Genomic DNA, 19,146 nt, shown 5'->3' with positions numbered 1-19,146 from the left:
TTTATATACAACCCAATTAATGATAGGATTTGATGGGAAGATTATAACAGGAAAAAAGGTGAAAAACGTGAAACAAACATGGTTAACTATCGGAATCCTTTTCATATTCATTTTAGCTGGCTGCAGTCAAGACATCCCTGATAAAACAAATTGGGAATTAGCTGACTTTCAGTTTACGAACCAAGATGGAAAAAGCTTTGGTCTGGACAACGTAAAAGGAAACATTACAGTGGCCAACCTTATTTTTACTAATTGTACAACCGTATGCTCTCCTATGACTGCGAACATGGCAAAGCTACAAAAAATGGCGGATGAAAAAGAACTTAACGTTCAGTTTCTATCATTTTCCGTAGATCCTGAAGTAGATAAGCCAGATGTATTGAAAGAGTTTTCAGGTCGTTTTACAGAAGATTTATCAAATTGGAATTTCCTAACAGGTTATTCTCAACAGGACATTGAGAGCTTTGGGCAAGAGAACTTCAAAACCATTGTTGCCAAGCCAAAAGATGGTGGAGAGGTAGTACATGGTACAAGCTTTTATTTAATAGATCAAGAAGGAGTTATTATTAAAAGCTATGATGGACTTGATGTGCCTTACGAAGAAATCTTAAAGCATATTGAAATATTAGAAAAGCAATAATCGGTACCAGGGAAAACAAATGCTTCTTTTCCCTGGTTTTTTTCTTATAAAAACATATTATTTAAGAATGTAGGAGACAAGATTAAATTACTTTTTTGAAAAATATACTAAATTATGTTATAAAAAATATATTATCAAATATTATTCCTTAACAAATAGGGCTCGGGAGTTGACCGTGATATAAGGAGACAGAACGATGAAAAAATGGGGCTTACTAAGCGTTCTTTTCTTGTTGGTGATAAGTATTGTAGGTTGTTCCACGGAAAATTCTTCTGGTTATGTACTGGAAAAAGTAAAGGAACGGCGAGAAAATCAACAGGAGAAACGCTTGTTTAAAGATTTTTTTAAAATAGATGACAAAAACGAAAATCAGAAGAAAACAGTAAATATAGAAGAAAAAGAAGGTGTGTCAGAGGAGTTTTTTGACCGTTCTTTTAAATTGACTTTTTTTGGGGATTCCTTAACACAAGGAGTTGGTGATACTTCAGGTCAGGGTGGATTTACTCGTGTTGTAAAAACGCACTATGAATCCAAGCCATTTATAGACAATGTTTCTGTCACGAATCTTGGTGTAAGGGGGAACAGAACAAATCATCTCCTAAAAAGGTTAGAGGATCCAAAAGTCCAAAAGGCATTGAAAGAAGCAGATGTGATTTTTTTAACGGTTGGTGGCAATGACCTAATGAAAGTTGTAAGAGAAAACTTTCTTGACTTAACCTTCGACTTATTCGATAAAGAACAGGAGAAATATGCAGAACGCTTAAATAGTGTGATTAAAGAAACTCGGAAACATAATCCAAATAGTAGAATATATCTTGTTGGATTGTTTAATCCTTTTTATCAATTTTTTGAAGAGATTGAAGAGATGAATCAGGTCGTAACAAATTGGAATGAGACCACTGTCTCTGTGTTAGATCAATATCCTAATACCGCCTTTGTACCTATCCAGGATTTATTTGTTAATCCTGAAGAAAACCTCCTTGACGATGATCAGTTTCATCCAAATGAAAAAGGGTATGAATTAATAGGAAACAATATCGTAACGGAAATTAATCGTTTTAATGAAAAAACTAGTATAGACGAAATGCTTGAAGAAGAATAGTGGAGATGGACTGAATGAAGAAGATTGTAAATTGGAAAAATGCCTTTATAGGTTTATTAATTGTAAATATTTTAATTGCAGCATTTGCTGTCGCTCTCGTTTTTCTCCCTAATAATTCAAAACTAAAATTTATGGGAAACGGTAAAGAGGACGACCGAAAACGAGTAGCACTGACGATTCAATCAGACAAAGCGGATATTAATGAACTGATTCGCTATTATTTAGAAAAAGAAACCAGACGACCTCTTAACTATGAGGTTGTCTTGACAGACAAAGTGGAACTTAGGGGAGAAATGACAGTATTTGAACGGAATCTTCCCCTAACAATGACATTTGTTCCTGAAGTGCAGGAAAATGGCGATGTTCTATTGAAGCAGGATTCTATGTCCATCGGTAGACTTCAAGTACCAGTCTCTATGGTTCTTAAATATGTAGCAGATAATTATCCTTTACCTGAATGGGTTAAGATAATTCCAAAAGAACAAAGTATTTATGTCTCCTTACAGGACTTGGAATTGCAAAGTGACACGAAAGTAAGATTTTCAACATTTGATTTAGAAAAAAATGATATCAAACTCAACTTGCTGGTCCCAGTAGAAGATTAGGAGATTCCAGCATCTAATAATGCATTTGCCCAGAAAGTCATTTGTTTTTGACTTTTTGGGCATTTTTTTTATTTTTTTCGTTTTGAAAAACTACCCAAATTTTTTGGAACTGGGCATATGCCTTTACCTTTATTCGTTTGGTGAATACATTATGTAGTAGAAATGAGGGGGGAGGTGTAGAGCATGGGTGGAGCCGGTTATGGTTCAGGTTTCGCGTTGTTAGTTGTTCTCTTTATCTTATTGGTGATTGTAGGTGCGGGTGGTTTTCGCTACTAATATAAAGGAATAGATTGATTTTAAGGAGGAGGTGACAGCTATGAGTTGGTGTGGTTGCGGATATGGCCCAGTGGCAGGTGCAGGATATGGTTACGGAAGCTCTTTCGTGTTAATCGTAGTATTGTTTATTCTTCTAATCATCGTTGGTGCAGCTTGGTGCTAAATGAATAGAAAAAGAGTGCTCCATCCATTGTTGATGGAGCATTTTTTTAGGGAACGAGAAAGATAGCATAAAGCGAATTTGGATCAGCAGAATGGCTTATTAACACAATAGTATAACCAAAATTAGGCTTTAAACTAACTCTGTTTAATGGTCGAATACTATTTGTTGTGCCGCTTTGCCGTACTTCTAAGTCGACCGTCATGGGAGTCATTGCTAGGTATTCAGTGACCTCTGAATAGCCGATATCAGAAAAAACTACATCTCCTTTTTTTACAGCAACATCTATGGATGGGGGATATTGAGAAAGGTTCCATACCCTGAATTTCGATTCGTTTTGAGGAATTTCTACATCATCCTCGATGATAAATAAATCTACATTTTCATTGTTCCCTGCAATGGCAATCGTATAGTAGGCGTCATTTTCTACTTGGAGATATCCTGATAGTAATGGTGTGTTTTTTGTATTTGCTGGAAAAATACTTATTTGATAGCTTCCTTCTGGAATAGCTTCATAATCGCTTTTGTTAGAAAACCTAAAGGATCTTTCCAAGATGGTATCATTAAGATAGATATCTACTTCCTGAGTGTTAAGTGCAGCATGAAGAAATCGTAAATTACCAGATAGTTCTTGTGGCGCTGTTTCTATTTCTCTTTGCTGTTGAGAGTATTCATAGACATTACTGTAATACAATTGATAATAGTACAAATGCTTTTGAGGATTCGTATATTTGTAAAAATCTGCAAGATATTGATATTGTTCCACATTCATCTGGTTATGATTTTTCATTATCCAACATCACCTCACAACATTTTATGATGACATTGTTTAACCCATCACTTTTCGTGGTAAATTAAACGAATAGTACTTAAGAAATGAGGGGCATATGATGGCAGAATATGAAAAAGTAATTAAAGATGATATCTCATTGCATTATGAAGACCAAGGAGTAGGGCATGCAATTGTGTTGCTTCATGGATTTTGTGGTTCTCATGAATATTGGAAATATGTCATCGATGAGCTTGAAGATAGATACCGGATTATTGCCGTTGATTTAAGAGGCCATGGAGATTCTGCTGTAGCAGAAAATGAATTTACCATTGAGGATATGGCAGATGATGTAAAAGTATTACTCGAGAGCTTAGAAATTGAAGAAGCAACAGTAATAGGTCATTCACTAGGTGGATATGTTGCTTTACAGTTAGCAAAGAACAATCCAGCTCTCATAAACGGTTTAGGTTTAGTTCATTCCACCCCACACTCTGACAATGAGGAGGCTAAAGAGGGGAGAGAAAAAGGGAAGAGACGGATTTTAGACGAGGGGATGGAAAACTTTTTAGATGATTTAGTTCCAAAGCTGTTCTCCCCAGAAAACTTAGAAACCCACAAAGGAGAAGTGGAGTTTACCAAGGTTCTTGGCTTAAAAACAAAGCCACAAGGCGCAATTGGAGCATTAAATGCCATGAAAAATAGAAGGGATATGATTCCCTTTCTAAAAGATTATCAAGGCAAGCTTTTATTGGTTGCAGGAGAAAATGATCAAATTATTCCTAAAGAAAAAACCTTCGTAAAAGAGGGGAATCATGTAACAAAAAGACTTTTAGAAGACTCTGGACATATGAGCATGCTAGAGGAACCTAAGCAATTGATTGAGACAATAAGAGACTTTATCAAATCTCTAGATTAATGTGCCAATATAAAAACGGATAAAGGGATGGATATCCATCCCTTTATCCGTTTTGGATTTCAGCACGTTTTATAAACAGTTGCTCATCCTCGATTAATCCACATGTGGCACATTGCACTTTTTGTACAGGCCCTTTGTAAGGTAGATGAAATGGGTCTAGCTTCTCTGCACTATATTCCTCCATCAGTTCACCTGTTTGTGGATGAAGCTTCACTGATTTTGCGTTTTGTTCAATAATGTTAAAGCGAGAACGATTTGTTTTGCAGTTTGGACACAAATAAGGGGATGACATTCAAACGCCTCCTTTTTATTATAGCGTTTTCTTTACCATGACTTTTTATACAATAGCACTTTTCAAATTGTAACGTACCTTTCTGACATGGTGCATAGTGTGTTAGGTTTTTGTACCTTTGATTTTCAGATCAAGGAAATGTATATCATCCCAAATCCGGATAAATTACCTGTTTAAGGAGGTGCTAAAGGGACATTTCTCTAAGCGGTCCCTTTTTCACATCCTTTTCACACAATTCCACCAAGGCTCTTCCACAACTCCTGCCTATACTGAAACTGTAAGATATAACACGTAAGGAGGAGTTAAGATGAAAAAAGGAATGATTGCTGTATTGACAGCGGCTGTGATTGGTGGTGGGATGTATGGGGTGAACGCTACTTCTGCAGCAGAAGAGGAGGCTAATCTGGAAACTCCCATCGAGCAGGTCACGGAGCTTGAGGGAAGGGAGAAGCTAAAGCATCGCTTAAATTTTTTGAAGGAACACAAGGATGAACTGCAAGCGAGAAAAGAAATGAAAAGTGAACGTTTGGAAATAAGAAAACAAATTGGGGAGAAAAAGGACCAGTTGCTGGACCTTGCCTTAGAAGCGAGCCTTTCTGAGGATAGTGAAAAGGCGACCGAGGTGAACGAATTACGACAGCAAATGAAGGCAGTCCAGGATGAAATAACAGCGATCCACGAAGAGATGAAGGAAAAGAAACCGACATCAAAAGAAGATAGGTCTGAAGAGAAGTTCGAGGAGCTTCGTTTACTAGGAGAGCAGGTGAACGAGAAGCTTCAGGACGAGTTGGAGATTCTTGACCAATTGATTGCTCTGCTTAGCGAATAATTCTTGGTATAGAGATAGGGAGCCTTGCCCTGTCTCTTTTTGTTAGGCTCTTTTTGTAAAGTTTGTTGCTACTGCCCGTAAAAAATCATGTTTTTGGAATTTTTACTGCACGATATACCAACGCTTCATAGAAATTAATATGGTTGAACAGGGAAAAGAGCACAATAATCCCTATCTTCCGTGATAGACTTAGATACGTGAAAAGCAACAATTTATGCGAATACTGTATTTTTGATATAATCTATGATAGGAAAGATAGATGGAAGAGTGGTGTGTGTGCATGCATGTGTTTGTTGTCGATGATGAGAAAAACATTCGGGACATTCTGGAGAAGTATTTGGTGAATGAAGGCTATAAGGTTACATTGTTTTCCAAAGGGGAGCAGGTGGTGTCTGAGATCCAAAGGCTTTCTCCTGATCTGATTGTGCTGGATATCATGATGCCTGGGATGGATGGGTTGGAGCTGTGCAAGGACATCAGGAAGCGAAGCGAGATACCGATCATTTTTGTGTCTGCCAAGGATGAGGAGTTTGACCGAATTCTCGGGCTTGAAATTGGCGGAGATGATTATTTGACGAAGCCTTTCAGCCCCCGGGAGTTGATTGTCCGGATTAAAAACATCATCAAACGAATGAATAAAACGACAGCCGAGGAGACCTTGGTCATTAGGGATGTGAATTTGATTCCGGCTAGGCGTTATCTTGAATGTGCAGGGGAGGAGGTCGTCCTGACTATGCGGGAGTACGACCTATTTGCGTTTCTTGCATTACATAAAGAGCAACCGTTTACAAGGGAGCATTTAATCGAGAAGATCTGCGGGTATGATTTTGTTGGGGATGGCCGTATTATCGACGATTTGGTGAAAAGGATCCGGAAAAAATTAAGTCAGCATGGCTCTTCCTTGGAGATCACGACCATCTGGGGCTATGGCTATCGAATGGATGATTAAGATGAAAATCGGGACAAAGCTATACTTTTCTTATTTGTTATTGGTCGTCCTCATTTTGATTATTTCCAGTCTGTCGTTCCGTTATATATCCCAGCATTACCTGGTTCAGGAGACTAGGGAGCGGTTAAGGGAGGATGCAGCTTTAATGAGTAACTGGCTCAAGCCAGATCCCCTCACATCGGACAACATCCGGGCCAAGCTGCGGAATAAAGTGAAGCTCTCAGCGGTAAGTAAGCTATTGACGACCCAGGTCATCGTCCTGACCCCGAAACAGGAGGTGCTCTTTACCAACCTGGATGAAGCAACTCTTGAGGATATTAGGGAATCAGAGCGGGAATATATTTCTGAGAGTGTCCCGATACTCGGGGAATCAGGAGAGAGGAAGGGCTTTGTCGTGCTGGTCGCAAAGGTTGAGGATGTCCAGGAGTTGAACGGAATGATGAAACAATCCCAGCGTGTCGGATTTGTTTTTTCCTCCATCATCGCCTTACTGATTTGTCTGGTGTTTCAGCGGAAGATAACCGGTCCGATAAGGAAGCTGACGGAGCATATGCGCAAATTTTCATTAAAAGGGGAGGTGGAACCTCTCGCCATTGATACGAACGATGAGGTGAAGGAGCTTGCAGATAGTTTTGAAGCGCTGACCAAAAAGCTAAGAAACTATGATTCACAGCAAAAGCTCTTCTTTCAAAACGCATCGCACGAATTAAAAACACCGCTCATGGCAATCCAAGGCAATGCGGAAGGAATTCTGGATGGGGTGGTGAAGGGAGACGACGTGAAGGACAGCCTCCACATTATTGTGAACGAAAGTCAGCGCCTGAAAAAGCTGGTGGATCAGATCAGTTATTTGACCAAGCTGGAAAACGTAGAGGACACCTTTCGTTTTTCTTCTATAAAGATAGGTGTCTTGTTAGAGGATGCGATTGATTCTGTCCAGGCACTAGCCAAGCAAAATGGGATTAGTTTGGTTTTGGAGAGCAATGCTGCGGGGAGTTACGATCTGGATGGGGAAAAGCTCAAACAGGCGTTCATCAATCTCTTGGGTAATGGCATTCGCTACGCAAAAACAAACGTAACAATTCAAAGTATGGAAGTGGCGAGCAAACTGGTAATTGAATTTCGTGATGATGGAAAAGGCTTTTCACCCGGAGAAGAAAACAAGGTATTTGAACGTTTTTATAGTGGGGAAAGTGACGGCTCTGGCATCGGCCTTGCCATCACAAAGACGATTGTAGAGGGGCATGGCGGCGAGATAACGGCAGAACGAAATGTCCCCAGTGGGGTGGTATTCCGGATTCTCTTACCGATAAGATAAAAAGTGGAGGGAATCGAATTTTCTAAACATAGTCAATCCGCATTTTACTGACGCTACCCCCTATACAAAAAACAAAACCTGACTCCTTCGATAGAGTCAGGTTTTGTTCGTTATGCCGCCTTGGAGGATTCCCTCACATCTAATTCCAAATTTGCTTTTCTTGAGGCAATCGCCTTTATATAAAACATTCCGATTACCACAATAGTAAACATGGCAGCTCCGATGTAGGAGGCTTCAATTGGCAAGCCAAACCCTATAGGGGCATTTAGAATATACGTGGTGGTTGCCATTGTCATGAAAATAGCTGGAATCATTGCTATATAATATTGCTTTTTGGCAATGAACAAGTACATTGCCCCAACCCATAATGCAATGACTGCTGTTGATTGGTTTGCCCATGAAAAATATCTCCATAATAGTTCAAAATCAATTTTAGTCAGAACATAAGAAATCGCAAACAAAGGAAGCGCAATCCACATTCGACTAGCTATTTTCTTTTGTGGTATGTGAATATAGTCAGCGATAATCATTCGTGCACTGCGGAAAGCGGTATCTCCAGATGTAATGGGAAGGATGATTACTCCGATTACTGCAAGTGTACCACCAATAGCTCCAAGCATGGTGGTAGCTACTTCATTTACTACCGCACCTGGTCCTCCATTAGCTAATATTGCATTTAGTCCTTCAGAGCCATTAAATAAGCTCATACCCGCAGCTGCCCAAATCATGGCAATTATTCCTTCTGCAATCATCATGCCATAGAAAATTCTACGTCCCTGTTTTTCATTTTGGGTGGTTCTTGAAATAATGGGAGTTTGTGTTGCATGAAACCCAGATAATGCTCCACATGAAATAGTTAAGAATAGTAATGGAAAGATAGGTACATTGTCAGGATGCATGTTTGTAAAGCTTAATTCAGGGATTGGCTGCCCTGTTACTACTAAGGCACCACCTACACCTACGGCACTGATTAATAAAAGTGCGCCAAAAAGTGGATAAACTCTGCCGATAATTTTATCAATAGGCAGCATGGTTGCAAAAATATAGTAAACGAAGATGACCATTAGAATAATTCCTAGTGCAATACCTCCGTTAGTGAGACTATGAATGAGACCAGCGGGTGCCGTGACAAAAACGGTACCTACTAAAACTAACAACAAAATAGCGAATGCGTTTACAATATGCTTCATAAATTTGCCGAGGAATTTCCCTGCAAGTTCTGGCAGGTGAGCACCACGGTTTCTGATAGAAATCATTCCTGTTAAATAATCATGAACAGCGCCTGCAAAAATACAACCAAGCACAATCCATAAGAATGCTACCGGTCCATAAAGTGCCCCAAGAATGGGACCGAAAATTGGGCCTACACCAGCAATATTCAATAACTGGATGAGGGAATTTTTATTTTTTCCCATTGGTAAGTAGTCGACACCGTCCTGGTTTGTGTATGCTGGAGTATTTCTATTTTCTTTAATCCCAAACACTTTTTCGATAAATTTTCCGTAAATGAAATACCCTAACACTAATAGTAAAATACCTGCAAGAAATGTGTACATAAAGAAATGACCCCTCTCTTTTTTTGGAGTAAGGTCATTATAAAATGAAAAGGCTTTCATTTGAGTTGTTTTTGTGTAACATGTTCATTATGGAACGTAACATGTTGATATTGCTAGTTAAGATGTCATAGCTCGAGTTTGCTGCGGAGCGACTTTACATAATTTCGACTAACAGAAAGCTTTTCTTTACTTCCAGCTAGCTCTAACATATAAGCCCCATTGAACCATGGAATCAATTTAGAAACATGGTTTAGGTTTACTATATAGCTTTTGTGAATGCGAAAAAAAGGATAGCTACTTAAACGTTCCTCTAATTCCTTTAAAGCAAGCTTGGATTCATAATGTCCATCCTTTGTAAAAATACGAGATACTCTTTCTTCTCTGCTAATATAGAGAATTTCTAAGGGATCTAAATAAAATATCTCATGTTCAAGTTCTACTGCCAGTTTGGCATTACTAGTTGATACGGGCATGTACTGGTTTGGCTGAAGATATTTTATCATTCGCTGTATCGTTTCATTTACCTGTTCTTCCTCATAAGGTTTTAATAGATAGTCAATGGCTTCATGGCGAAATGCTTCTAATGCAAAATCTGGATAGGCAGTTGCAAATACAATAAGAGGAGGATTTTTTAACTCCTTCAAATGCTTCGCTACCTCTAATCCACTCATTTTTGGCATTTCAATATCTAAAAAAACGACAGCGGGCAGTTGTTGCATACAAAGAACTAATGCATCCTCTCCTGAAGCAGCTTCTCCGACCACGTTGATGTGATCATATTCCTGCAATAAATGCTTTAGCTCATCTCTACTGTACCGTTCATCATCAACAATGATTGTCTTAATTCTTGTCATTAGCTCCTACATCCTTTAACTTTTTTGCAATAGTAAAAGAGACCGCTGTTCCGTCATTTGCTTCACTGTTAAAGTATAGCTTAGCAGCTTCTCCATACATCATCATTAATCGCTTGTTAATATTGTACAACCCAAGCCCAGTCCCTGTGGCAGAAGGGGGAATCTCTTTTCCTAGAAGCGCTATTTTTTCATTGTTTATTCCAATCCCATTATCTGTAATACAAACATGGATTGAGTCATTTTGATTTGTAATAGCAATGGTGATTTCTGCATTTTTCTGTAGATCCTTTAATCCATGCTTTACGGCATTTTCGACAATTGGTTGTAAGGAAAGAGGCGGAATTAGGTAGGGTAGAGCTTGTTCATCTACCTTATAAGATACTCGAAGTCTATCTACAAACCTAGCCTCTTCAATAGCAAGATAAGCTTTGACATGCTTTAATTCATTTTCTAAGGTGGTCCATTTTGCCGTAGTAGCAATCAGGTTTTGTCTGAAAAAGTGTGATAATGAAAGAAGCAGCTTCCTTGCTTGCATTGGATTCGTTCTAATTAAAGAGACAATAATATTTAAAGAGTTAAATAAAAAGTGTGGATTGATTTGAGCTTGTAATGCCTTTATTTCGGCTTCTTTTGCTAGCTTTGATGCTTTTTCAGCATCAGAAATTTCCAGTTGATGGCTCATCAAAGAGCTTAATCCTTTTATTAGCTGTATGACTACATTGTTAATATCCTTTTTAGATGAAAAGTAAAACTTTAAGGTGCCAATAGTATTTTCACGCTTCTTTAATGGTGCAATTACGACTGCACCTAAAGGGCAAGTTGGATTTTTACAATGGATGTCTTTTTTGTCTACAACTAACAATTTTCCGTGCTCTAACACCTTTTTTGTGCTATTTGTCTGAACAGTTGTTCCGATTTGATGATGGTCATCCGCAATTCCAATATGAGCAAGAATTTGAGTTTTATCCGTCATCGCTACTGCAATAGCATCTACTTCTTTAAAGATAATTTTACATGCTGCTTGAGCAGATTCCTTATGTAAACCTGTACGCAAATGAGAAAGAGTACTTTCAGCAAGGGTAAGAGCTTTTTGTGCTTGGGTGGCGCCGACTTTTTCTTCTTCGTTAATGACTGCTAATATAATTAGGAAAAAAAGAGCAGAACCTATTCCATTAGCTAAAATCATCGGAAGGCCGATACTTTCTACTAGATTTAATGCTCTTTCAAATGGATGGGAAAAAAGAAGAATAATGCCCATTTGAATAGATTCTGCTAAAGCGCCAGTTAACAACGCAAGGATTACACTAATTCGTTTACCTTTATATTTGCTGCGGATAAATCCTGCTAAAACACCTGCAATAATTGCTGAAAAACCACAGGAGAAGGCAGTAAATCCACCAAGACTCATGCGATGGATGCCAGCAATGACTCCAGCACCAATTCCTACTTTGTACCCTCCAAGCAATCCAGCCATCACAATCCCAATCACTCTTGAATTAGCAATAGCTTCAGATTGATTTAATTCTGATATCCAACGATTAAAGCCTAGCGTTTCTGTATCAAAGGTAAGACCTGTATAGGTACCGATGATGCCGAAAAAACCAAAAAATCCAATGGCCATCCATTGTTGTTTTCGGTCAATTTCTTGTCTATTAACGAGCTGCCGAAAAAATGAGAGGCGAGTCATAATAAATGCAACTGTAACAATGATACCAAGTCTTTCAAACATCGTTAGAAGTAATTCAAACATACTTTCAACCAACCTTTATTAAATCATTACTGCTAGCATACCCGATAGGATAGAAAGTGACCAGTTTCTAAACAAACAAAAAGACCTTTCTGATGGGAAAAGTCTTTTTACGGCCTGTTTTGTTTGAAATGTGCCTGAATTTGTCCTTTTAGCATTTGCTTTTTCCAGTTTTCATGCTCTTTTTCTTTCTTTTTCCATTCCCTTCGTATTTCGTGAGTTTGTACTCCTTCCTCCATTTGATTTGCAATTTCCATTAATCTTTCTACATCCGCAAAGGAATACTTTCGAATACCAGATCCATTTCGGGCTGGGAAGATGAGTTTCCTTTCCTCATAATATCGAATTTGACGCTCGGATAATCCTGTTAAATCTCTGACAGTCCCAATAGAAATAACTTTTCGGTCTTTCAGTGGTGTTTCTTCCTGACTCACAGGTTCTCACATCCTCACTTCACTGCATACATACATTATAAAGGATTTCTATGATAAGGAAACTTTTGTTGTTAGAAAACCTTACAAATAAAAACACCATCATTCAAATTGATGTCATAAGACCTTACAAAGTGACTGAAATTTCTTCTATTGCTTGTTAATATCTACAAAAGGGGGGGAGTACAATGGCAGGGAAATTACACCAAGCTATCACGTTTGCAAGAGAATACTATATCGATGCGCTTGTGAAAGCGGGTTACTTTGTCCATCAGAAGCAATTGTCAGCCTATACACTTAGTGAATTGAAAAAAGAATACAGTACGTTAATTTTACCAAGAAAAAAAGACCAACTTTAACATAGAGTTAGTCTAAATCATGTTGAAAAATAAAGATTGTGTAATAGCTGTAAATATCTATGACAGGAAATGGAAGATTTATTATGATGAATGATGGTATGTTGCTGCTTTCTTTCCGACTGCATATAAACTGTACCTAGAATTTTTGATAATTGTCGAAAATCCGGACGGGCCACATAATCTGTTAACGTCGCTGGACGGGTCGCCTCAGGTAACGCTGTACTGTTTAAAAAGTCAACAATGTACTTTTTTGATTGGATTCCAATACCATGACCAAAATATTGATCACTTCCCATATATAAGGCATTTTCACCTCTCCACCAAAAGGTCATTGGGTTGTAATCTGGATTATCAAAGTATACGATATCTCCCGGGATAAGGTGGTAGGTGTGAGAAGAGTCCATTACAAGATCTGCATCAAAATGCCAGCTGTATAAGTAAAGTTCCTTGAAAAGCTTATCAAAAAGCCGTTTTCCTATAGTTAATAACAGCCCATGATATAAGTTAATGACCATGGCTGTTGCACATTCAAAGGCATAATTAGAACTATTGGTAAATATATCAATAATTGCATCAGAAGGAGAGACTGTTTTTTTTAATAAAAAGCCTCCGTTAGGGGTCAATTGCCAAAAGTCAGGGTTACACGTCGCACCAGCAAAGGTTTCAAAACGGGCCTCCCCTTCGCTCATGGCGGTACCACTAATTACTAAATTTTGACGATAAGCAAGTTCAAATTTTAGTTCCTCTACACTATCATACTCATGGATGGATGAATCATCTAACAAAATATTTAGAATGTCTTTTTGGAAGCTTTCTTCTAGATTAAGCATGGATTCATCCAACGATTTTCCTGCAACTTCTATCAAAACTTTCCCTCCCCTTAACAGTCACTCCTATACTAAGATATTCAAAGGTAGGCTAAATGTTCATACGCTTACCTAGCATGAAAGGGAAGGGGGAAAGACTATTTTCTTTCTAGGTGCTGAAGTTGGTCTCTTAGCATTTGCTGGTCTAAATTTTCGCCAATCAATACTAGATTCAAAGGAACCTTAACCATTTCTTTCATATATAAAGGGGTCCCATAGGAATATTGAAAGAGATAGATGCTAGACGTGTGTTCAAAGCGTAGATAACCTTTTATCCGGTATACGGAATCAGGAAGCTGCCTTAACCAATTCTCAAATTCATCTAAATCTATCGCAGACTGAAACTGGTAAACAAACGATTTAAGGTTAAGCTGTTCCTTTACATGGGAAACTTCATGTTCTTCTTTTTCCAAACTTTTTGTATGCTTCCAGCTATAAGGTGGGATTTTGGCATAGTTAGTTAACAAGGTAGTCGCATTTGGATTTATTGATTGAATTTCATATAACATGCTCGCTGTGTCTGCTTCACTTACTAAGTCCATTTTATTTACAATTAACAAATCAGCGTGTCTTACTTGTTCTCGAATTAGCTGTTTGATTTGAATAGAAAGATTATTTTGATCTTGCCATCTTAATAAATCTAGAAGAGTAATTATTTTTGGGTCAACAAAACTCTCCGCAAAAATTGGGGATAGGACCGTATCAAGAACTTCTATCGGATGAGCGGCTCCTGTTGTTTCTATATAGATAGCATCCAAGTCTTCATTTAGTAGTAAACCCTGGAGAGTGGATTCCAATTTTTCTTGTATCGTACAGCAAATACAACCGTCAAACAGCTCTGAAAGTGGAGTGTTTTTTGGAATCGCATCAGAATCTATCGATACTTGCCCTAATTCATTCATGACGACCGCAACTTTTCTATTCGCATTTTGCTCTGTTTCAAGCATTTGTGTTAATAATGTAGTTTTTCCACTACCTAAAAATCCAGCCAAAATGTAAACTTCGATTTTCTTTTTCATTTGTAGGCCTCCTCTTTCATCGTTATTCATTTTATCATAGGATCTAAAAACGGTCATACTTAGAAAGCAATCCATTAGGATTCCCACTTCGTTCTTGATATAATGCAAATAAATAATGATTGAGGTGGGAATTATGAGCGATAACTTAGAGCTTGCAACGTTTGCTGGCGGATGTTTTTGGTGTATGGTAAAACCGTTTGATGAGCACGATGGAATTGAACGAGTCGTTTCTGGATACACAGGGGGACACAAAGAAAATCCAACGTATAAAGAAGTGTGTTCAGAAACCACAGGGCATTATGAAGCGGTGCAGATCTTATTTAATCCAAATGTTTATTCTTATGAAAAGCTGTTGGAACTCTTTTGGAATCAAATTGATCCTACCGATGCGGGCGGCCAGTTTCATGACAGAGGAGACTCTTATAGAACAGCAATTTTCTATCATTCAAGCGAGCAACAGCAAAAAGCAGAAGAGTCTAAAAGGCAATTGGAGAAGAGTGGAAGATTTACAGCTCCGATTGCTACACAGATACTACCGGCAAAGCCGTTCTATCCTGCAGAAGAATATCATCAGGATTACTATAAAAAGAATCCATTTCGCTATAAAATGTATGCAAAAGGATCTGGGAGGGAAGCTTTTATCAAAAAGCATTGGAAAAAACCAAGTGATGAATTGAAAAATAAGCTAACACCTATGCAATATGAAGTGACGCAAAATAATGGAACAGAGCCACCTTTTCAAAATGAATATTATAACCACACACAAGAAGGAATATATGTAGACATCGTGTCAGGTGAACCATTGTTTAGTTCAAAAGATAAATATGATGCAGGCTGCGGATGGCCAAGCTTTACGAAGCCAATTGATACAACAACCATAAAAGAAGAAATGGATGTAAGTCACCGAATGGTTCGTACAGAAGTCAGAAGCAAAAACGGAGACTCCCATCTTGGGCACGTATTTGAAGACGGTCCAGTTGAAAAAGGTGGTTTACGATACTGCATAAATTCTGCAGCACTAAAATTCATACCTGTAGAAGACCTTGATAAAGAGGGATACGCTGATTACAAAAAGCTATTTGACTAAGAATATTCCATTTGCCTTTTATCTTTTGAGATAAAAGGTTATTTTTTTTCCCCAATTTTCTACAAAACTTGCAGGATAGAGAAACGTTGATGAAGAATGTATTACAAATAGAGAGAAGCAAGGAAAGATGAGTGGGGGAAATGCAATGTCGGTTTTAAGTGTAGAAGAGTTGAAGTTTCAAGACTTATTAAAAAAGAATAAGCTTATGTTTTTCGTCGTGTTCTTTTCCTATGGCGCGGGTTTGTTAGTGAACATTCTCGTTCCTGCTGCAGATTTAATAACGTACACCTTAATTGTAGCATTTTGCTTAAGTATCGTGATGTTTGGGTTAACCAAATGGAACAAATGGTTTCATCAATGCGTTCCTTATTTTACAGTCAGTGTTACATTTATTGTGTTTTTTATTATTTTGGTTGGACGAGGGGCATCTTTATCAGGTTTTATCCTACCTTTTTTTGTTCTTGTGATTGCAACCATTTATTTTAACAAAAGGGTGTTTTTTGTTGGAGGAGTAGGAAGTCTTATGTTGTTTGGGTTTTCCTTATACTCCTTTTTAAAAGGTAATCTCCTTATTGAAGGCCAAGTAGGTAATATCATCCTGCTTTTTGTATTATTGTTTGTTGTAACAATCGTACAGGTGAGAATAGGCAACCGATTATTTGTACAATTTGAAGGAATTGTTAATGACATGAAAACAGCTAATGAAGAGAGACAGAAAAAGCAAGATAGCTTCCAGCAAGATGCATTGCAGTTAATTAAACACATAAATAATGTTCATGAAAGATTAAGTTTGAATATCCAATCACAAAGAGAGATATCCTTGACCATTCAAGAACTGTCAGTAGGGAGTCAAAGACAAACGGACCAAATTAGCAGCATTGCGGAACTCACAAATGATGTCACCTCATTGATGGATCACATTGTCACTAAATCAAACGGATTATATGATTATACAAATACGACAAAATCTACTGCAGGACAAGGTCAATTAAAGGCTGTAGGGCTTACAGAAAACATGAGTGCCTTTTCTCGGGATGTAAAAGAAATGGATAATGTTTTCCGTGTATTAACAGAAAAAATTGACGACACAAATACGTTAACACAGCATATTAAAAATATTACAGAGCAAACCAATCTGCTTGCTTTGAATGCTTCCATTGAAGCGGCAAGAGCTGGAGAGGCAGGCAGGGGATTCGCCGTTGTAGCAGAGGAAATCAGAAAGCTAGCAAGTTTAACAGGTGAAACCACGAAAGAAATAACCGAAAATCTTGCTTCTTTGAATGAAACAAAGGAAGAAGTTTTGCTTAAGCTGCAAATGAATGTAAGAGAAATGACAAAAAATGTAGAAGCAACCAATGAAGTAAATCAATTCTTCCATCAAATCAGTGAAACGTTAGCAAACTTACTTACGGATGTTAAAGACTTTCATCATTTTGCTAAAACTGTTCAGGAAAAAACAACCAACACAGACCACTATACAGGTGAGTTTGCAGCATTGATGGAGGAAGCGACGGCTGGTCTTGAAGAAATAAGTGCAAGTGTAGAACAGGTAACAAATGATAATAACCATATTGAACATACTTTAAAAAACATGGTATTGGTGATTGATAAAATGGAACAAAATAAATAGTATGTAAAAATGGGCATTCGCACATACGGGACAGCCACCTATGTTCATAGTGTAGAAGTGTAAATATAAAACAGGAGTGATGACCATGCATGATTACTGTTACTACACTTGTGGACCTTGCGGTTACCCCCAGCAGGTAGCACCTGCATACGGCTGTGGAAATCCATTTGTATTGATTGTTGTGCTATTCATTTTGCTAATTATTGTAGGAGCTTGCTACTGCAAATAATAAAAAAACAGAGCTTCACCTGGGATGCCGGGTGAGGTTTTTTTTTATTTCCAGTTTAAACACGAAAGAATTTCTATCCTAATCATAGAATAGTAATAAGCTAGCTTTCATTATGTTGAGAAAAGCTAGTAAACGGTTACATATTGAATGAGAAAGGGGTAATCGTTTATGGATCAGTCCTACCTTATTAAGCCGCTTTTGGATAAAGAATATCCAGTAATAAGTCATGGAAATGGTGTCTATTTATATGATAGGGATGGAAAGAAATATTTAGACGGTTCCTCTGGCGCAGTCACAGCAAGCATCGGCCATCATGTACAAGCTGTGATTGATGCAATGGCAGATCAAGCGGCAAAGGTTTCATTTGTATACCGTTCCCAATTTACGAGTGAGGCAGCTGAAAACCTTGCCTCTGAGTTAATGGGGCTTGCTCCTGGTGATGTTAATTGGTCTTTTTTTGTCAATAGTGGAACAGAAGCCCTTGAAACGGCAATGAAAATCTCTGTTCAATACTGGCAGGAAAATGGATTGGAAAATAAAAACCAAATTATCTCAAGGTGGAAAAGCTATCATGGGATTACAATCGGTGCTTTGTCTTTATCTGGACATGCTGAAAGAAGAAAAAGATTTGAACCGTTATTAGAGAAGTCTCCAATTGTTGAACCACCATATTGTTATAGATGCCCGTTTAATCTTTCTTACCCTACCTGTAAGCTGAAATGTGCGAAAGATTTAGAAAGAGCTATACAAGAAATAGGGGAAGACAGGGTTGCCGCTTTTGTGGCTGAGCCAATTATTGGTGCGGCTGCTGGCGCAGTTTGTCCTCCTGATGGATATTATGAAGAGGTTGCAAAAATCTGTGCCGAATACAATGTTCATTTTATTGCAGATGAAGTGATGACTGGGATAGGCAGAACAGGAACCATGTTTGCAATTGAACATTGGGGAGTAACTCCAGATATTATCTGTATTGGAAAGGGGATGAGCGCAGGTTATAGCCCAATTGCCGCAACACTTGTAAGTGACAGAATTGTCCAAAGTATTATAAGTGGCTCAAAAATTATTATGAGCGGGCATACCTATAGTGCCAATCCACAATCTGCCGCAGTAGCCAATGCTGTTCTTGGATATATAAAGAAAGAAAAGCTTGTAGAAAATGGAGCAAAAATGGGAGATTACTTGAAAGAAAGGTTAGAAAAACTACAAAGTATGTTTTCTTTTATCGGAGATGTTAGAGGCAGAGGACTTTTACTTGGAATGGAAATGGTCTCAGATGATACAACGAAATATCCATTTGCTTCAGAAAAAGCAGTCACGACAAGAGTAATAGAAATTGCCCAAAAGAATGGATTGCTTATTTATCCTGCCTCAGCGGGAGTGGAAGGAGTAGGAGGAGATGCGATTATCATTGCCCCTCCACTTTCCATTACAAAACAAGAAATCGATGAATTAATAGATATCCTAGAAATGACCCTAAGTGAACTACAAGGATACTTATAAGGGGTGCTG

The 19,146-nt window shown here is 38.1% G+C and carries 22 protein-coding genes; 14 read left to right on the top strand and 8 right to left on the bottom strand.

Annotated features, from left to right (window positions below; translation table 11 throughout):
- Positions 1 to 19 precede the first annotated feature (19 nt).
- The 5 genes from FIU87_RS11235 (at position 20) to FIU87_RS11215 (ending at position 2,786) form a co-directional block, all read left to right on the top strand.
- On the top strand, positions 20 to 640 hold the full coding sequence (locus FIU87_RS11235; RefSeq protein WP_152444681.1) for an SCO family protein: 621 nt from the start codon (positions 20 to 22) through the stop codon (positions 638 to 640).
- Between the two features lie 196 nt (positions 641 to 836).
- Entirely contained in the window at positions 837 to 1,742 is a 906-nt protein-coding gene (locus FIU87_RS11230; protein ID WP_152444680.1) for an SGNH/GDSL hydrolase family protein, read from the top strand.
- A 14-nt stretch (positions 1,743 to 1,756) separates the two neighbouring features.
- Positions 1,757 to 2,347, top strand: a complete 591-nt coding sequence (locus FIU87_RS11225) for a YpmS family protein (RefSeq protein ID WP_152444679.1) — start codon at positions 1,757 to 1,759, stop codon at positions 2,345 to 2,347.
- Between the two features lie 183 nt (positions 2,348 to 2,530).
- Positions 2,531 to 2,623, top strand: a complete 93-nt coding sequence (locus FIU87_RS11220; RefSeq protein ID WP_152444678.1) for a YjcZ family sporulation protein — start codon at positions 2,531 to 2,533, stop codon at positions 2,621 to 2,623.
- 40 nt (positions 2,624 to 2,663) lie between these two features.
- Positions 2,664 to 2,786, top strand: coding sequence for a YjcZ family sporulation protein (locus FIU87_RS11215; RefSeq protein WP_152444677.1), 123 nt, complete (start codon positions 2,664 to 2,666; stop codon positions 2,784 to 2,786).
- Between the two features lie 46 nt (positions 2,787 to 2,832).
- Here the strand turns inward: FIU87_RS11215 and FIU87_RS11210 are convergent, their stop codons facing one another.
- Positions 2,833 to 3,573, bottom strand: a complete 741-nt coding sequence (locus FIU87_RS11210) for a DUF4397 domain-containing protein (RefSeq protein WP_152444676.1) — start codon at positions 3,571 to 3,573, stop codon at positions 2,833 to 2,835.
- 97 nt (positions 3,574 to 3,670) lie between these two features.
- Here FIU87_RS11210 and FIU87_RS11205 point away from each other — a divergent pair, with 97 nt between their 5' ends.
- On the top strand, positions 3,671 to 4,471 hold the full coding sequence (locus tag FIU87_RS11205) for an alpha/beta fold hydrolase (RefSeq protein ID WP_152444675.1): 801 nt from the start codon (positions 3,671 to 3,673) through the stop codon (positions 4,469 to 4,471).
- 43 nt (positions 4,472 to 4,514) lie between these two features.
- Here FIU87_RS11205 and FIU87_RS11200 read toward each other — a convergent pair whose 3' ends face one another.
- Positions 4,515 to 4,763, bottom strand: a complete 249-nt coding sequence (locus tag FIU87_RS11200; protein WP_152444674.1) for a DNA alkylation repair protein — start codon at positions 4,761 to 4,763, stop codon at positions 4,515 to 4,517.
- 307 nt (positions 4,764 to 5,070) lie between these two features.
- Between FIU87_RS11200 and FIU87_RS11195 the strand changes: the two genes are divergently transcribed.
- The 3 genes from FIU87_RS11195 (at position 5,071) to FIU87_RS11185 (ending at position 7,859) form a co-directional block, all read left to right on the top strand.
- Positions 5,071 to 5,592, top strand: a complete 522-nt coding sequence (locus FIU87_RS11195) for a hypothetical protein (RefSeq protein WP_152444673.1) — start codon at positions 5,071 to 5,073, stop codon at positions 5,590 to 5,592.
- 259 nt (positions 5,593 to 5,851) lie between these two features.
- Positions 5,852 to 6,541 (top strand): response regulator transcription factor, encoded by a 690-nt coding sequence (locus FIU87_RS11190; protein ID WP_253905396.1) that lies wholly within the window; start codon positions 5,852 to 5,854, stop codon positions 6,539 to 6,541.
- Entirely contained in the window at positions 6,519 to 7,859 is a 1,341-nt protein-coding gene (locus tag FIU87_RS11185; protein ID WP_172971036.1) for a sensor histidine kinase, read from the top strand. Before FIU87_RS11190 ends, FIU87_RS11185 begins: the two co-directional genes overlap by 23 nt.
- A gap of 110 nt (positions 7,860 to 7,969) precedes the next feature.
- On the opposite strand, the gene FIU87_RS11180 is transcribed toward FIU87_RS11185, so the two are convergent.
- From FIU87_RS11180 to FIU87_RS11165, 4 genes are all read right to left on the bottom strand, one after another.
- Positions 7,970 to 9,415, bottom strand: a complete 1,446-nt coding sequence (locus FIU87_RS11180; protein WP_152444671.1) for a carbon starvation CstA family protein — start codon at positions 9,413 to 9,415, stop codon at positions 7,970 to 7,972.
- A gap of 125 nt (positions 9,416 to 9,540) precedes the next feature.
- On the bottom strand, positions 9,541 to 10,269 hold the full coding sequence (locus tag FIU87_RS11175) for a LytR/AlgR family response regulator transcription factor (protein ID WP_152444670.1): 729 nt from the start codon (positions 10,267 to 10,269) through the stop codon (positions 9,541 to 9,543).
- Positions 10,256 to 12,019, bottom strand: coding sequence for a sensor histidine kinase (locus FIU87_RS11170; RefSeq protein ID WP_152444669.1), 1,764 nt, complete (start codon positions 12,017 to 12,019; stop codon positions 10,256 to 10,258). Before FIU87_RS11170 ends, FIU87_RS11175 begins: the two co-directional genes overlap by 14 nt.
- Before the next feature lie 107 nt (positions 12,020 to 12,126).
- Entirely contained in the window at positions 12,127 to 12,450 is a 324-nt protein-coding gene (locus tag FIU87_RS11165; protein ID WP_152444668.1) for a MerR family transcriptional regulator, read from the bottom strand.
- A 185-nt stretch (positions 12,451 to 12,635) separates the two neighbouring features.
- On the opposite strand from FIU87_RS11165, the gene fbpA reads away from it, so the two are divergent.
- Positions 12,636 to 12,806 (top strand): Fur-regulated basic protein FbpA, encoded by a 171-nt coding sequence (gene fbpA, locus FIU87_RS11160; RefSeq protein WP_152444667.1) that lies wholly within the window; start codon positions 12,636 to 12,638, stop codon positions 12,804 to 12,806.
- Positions 12,807 to 12,823: 17 nt separating this feature from the next.
- Here the strand turns inward: fbpA and FIU87_RS11155 are convergent, their stop codons facing one another.
- Together FIU87_RS11155 and FIU87_RS11150 are read right to left on the bottom strand one after the other, a co-directional pair.
- The gene (locus tag FIU87_RS11155; RefSeq protein ID WP_152444666.1) at positions 12,824 to 13,672 is read right to left on the bottom strand and encodes a protein-glutamine gamma-glutamyltransferase; all 849 of its coding nucleotides are present in this window, start codon (positions 13,670 to 13,672) and stop codon (positions 12,824 to 12,826) included.
- 98 nt (positions 13,673 to 13,770) lie between these two features.
- Positions 13,771 to 14,691, bottom strand: coding sequence for a CobW family GTP-binding protein (locus tag FIU87_RS11150; RefSeq protein WP_152444665.1), 921 nt, complete (start codon positions 14,689 to 14,691; stop codon positions 13,771 to 13,773).
- Between the two features lie 133 nt (positions 14,692 to 14,824).
- On the opposite strand from FIU87_RS11150, the gene msrA reads away from it, so the two are divergent.
- The 4 genes from msrA to FIU87_RS11130 all read left to right on the top strand — a co-directional run bounded on the left by msrA (position 14,825) and on the right by FIU87_RS11130 (position 19,137).
- Positions 14,825 to 15,778 carry a peptide-methionine (S)-S-oxide reductase MsrA gene (gene msrA / locus FIU87_RS11145; RefSeq protein ID WP_152444664.1) on the top strand — a complete coding sequence of 318 codons (954 nt, stop codon included), beginning with the start codon at positions 14,825 to 14,827 and terminating at the stop codon, positions 15,776 to 15,778.
- A gap of 145 nt (positions 15,779 to 15,923) precedes the next feature.
- Positions 15,924 to 17,408: a methyl-accepting chemotaxis protein gene (locus tag FIU87_RS11140; protein ID WP_172971035.1), complete on the top strand. Its 1,485-nt coding sequence runs from the start codon at positions 15,924 to 15,926 to the stop codon at positions 17,406 to 17,408.
- An 85-nt stretch (positions 17,409 to 17,493) separates the two neighbouring features.
- Positions 17,494 to 17,637 carry a YjcZ family sporulation protein gene (locus FIU87_RS11135; protein ID WP_152444662.1) on the top strand — a complete coding sequence of 48 codons (144 nt, stop codon included), beginning with the start codon at positions 17,494 to 17,496 and terminating at the stop codon, positions 17,635 to 17,637.
- Between the two features lie 168 nt (positions 17,638 to 17,805).
- Positions 17,806 to 19,137 carry an aspartate aminotransferase family protein gene (locus tag FIU87_RS11130; protein ID WP_152444661.1) on the top strand — a complete coding sequence of 444 codons (1,332 nt, stop codon included), beginning with the start codon at positions 17,806 to 17,808 and terminating at the stop codon, positions 19,135 to 19,137.
- Positions 19,138 to 19,146: the final 9 nt, after the last annotated feature.

The sequence above is a fragment of the Bacillus sp. THAF10 genome (assembly GCF_009363695.1).
Lineage (GTDB): Bacteria > Bacillota > Bacilli > Bacillales > Bacillaceae_I > Sutcliffiella_A.
This window is presented reverse-complemented; position numbering and strand designations above follow the sequence as displayed.

Coding starts and splice junctions, on each gene's coding strand:
- FIU87_RS11235 (WP_152444681.1), top strand. CDS start 20: ATGATAGGATTTGATGGGAAGATTATAACAGGAAAAAAGGTGAAAAAC.
- FIU87_RS11230 (WP_152444680.1), top strand. CDS start 837: ATGAAAAAATGGGGCTTACTAAGCGTTCTTTTCTTGTTGGTGATAAGT.
- FIU87_RS11225 (WP_152444679.1), top strand. CDS start 1,757: ATGAAGAAGATTGTAAATTGGAAAAATGCCTTTATAGGTTTATTAATT.
- FIU87_RS11220 (WP_152444678.1), top strand. CDS start 2,531: ATGGGTGGAGCCGGTTATGGTTCAGGTTTCGCGTTGTTAGTTGTTCTC.
- FIU87_RS11215 (WP_152444677.1), top strand. CDS start 2,664: ATGAGTTGGTGTGGTTGCGGATATGGCCCAGTGGCAGGTGCAGGATAT.
- FIU87_RS11210 (WP_152444676.1), bottom strand. CDS start 3,573: ATGAAAAATCATAACCAGATGAATGTGGAACAATATCAATATCTTGCA.
- FIU87_RS11205 (WP_152444675.1), top strand. CDS start 3,671: ATGATGGCAGAATATGAAAAAGTAATTAAAGATGATATCTCATTGCAT.
- FIU87_RS11200 (WP_152444674.1), bottom strand. CDS start 4,763: ATGTCATCCCCTTATTTGTGTCCAAACTGCAAAACAAATCGTTCTCGC.
- FIU87_RS11195 (WP_152444673.1), top strand. CDS start 5,071: ATGAAAAAAGGAATGATTGCTGTATTGACAGCGGCTGTGATTGGTGGT.
- FIU87_RS11190 (WP_253905396.1), top strand. CDS start 5,852: ATGGAAGAGTGGTGTGTGTGCATGCATGTGTTTGTTGTCGATGATGAG.
- FIU87_RS11185 (WP_172971036.1), top strand. CDS start 6,519: ATGGCTATCGAATGGATGATTAAGATGAAAATCGGGACAAAGCTATAC.
- FIU87_RS11180 (WP_152444671.1), bottom strand. CDS start 9,415: ATGTACACATTTCTTGCAGGTATTTTACTATTAGTGTTAGGGTATTTC.
- FIU87_RS11175 (WP_152444670.1), bottom strand. CDS start 10,269: ATGACAAGAATTAAGACAATCATTGTTGATGATGAACGGTACAGTAGA.
- FIU87_RS11170 (WP_152444669.1), bottom strand. CDS start 12,019: ATGTTTGAATTACTTCTAACGATGTTTGAAAGACTTGGTATCATTGTT.
- fbpA (WP_152444667.1), top strand. CDS start 12,636: ATGGCAGGGAAATTACACCAAGCTATCACGTTTGCAAGAGAATACTAT.
- FIU87_RS11150 (WP_152444665.1), bottom strand. CDS start 14,691: ATGAAAAAGAAAATCGAAGTTTACATTTTGGCTGGATTTTTAGGTAGT.
- msrA (WP_152444664.1), top strand. CDS start 14,825: ATGAGCGATAACTTAGAGCTTGCAACGTTTGCTGGCGGATGTTTTTGG.
- FIU87_RS11140 (WP_172971035.1), top strand. CDS start 15,924: ATGTCGGTTTTAAGTGTAGAAGAGTTGAAGTTTCAAGACTTATTAAAA.
- FIU87_RS11135 (WP_152444662.1), top strand. CDS start 17,494: ATGCATGATTACTGTTACTACACTTGTGGACCTTGCGGTTACCCCCAG.
- FIU87_RS11130 (WP_152444661.1), top strand. CDS start 17,806: ATGGATCAGTCCTACCTTATTAAGCCGCTTTTGGATAAAGAATATCCA.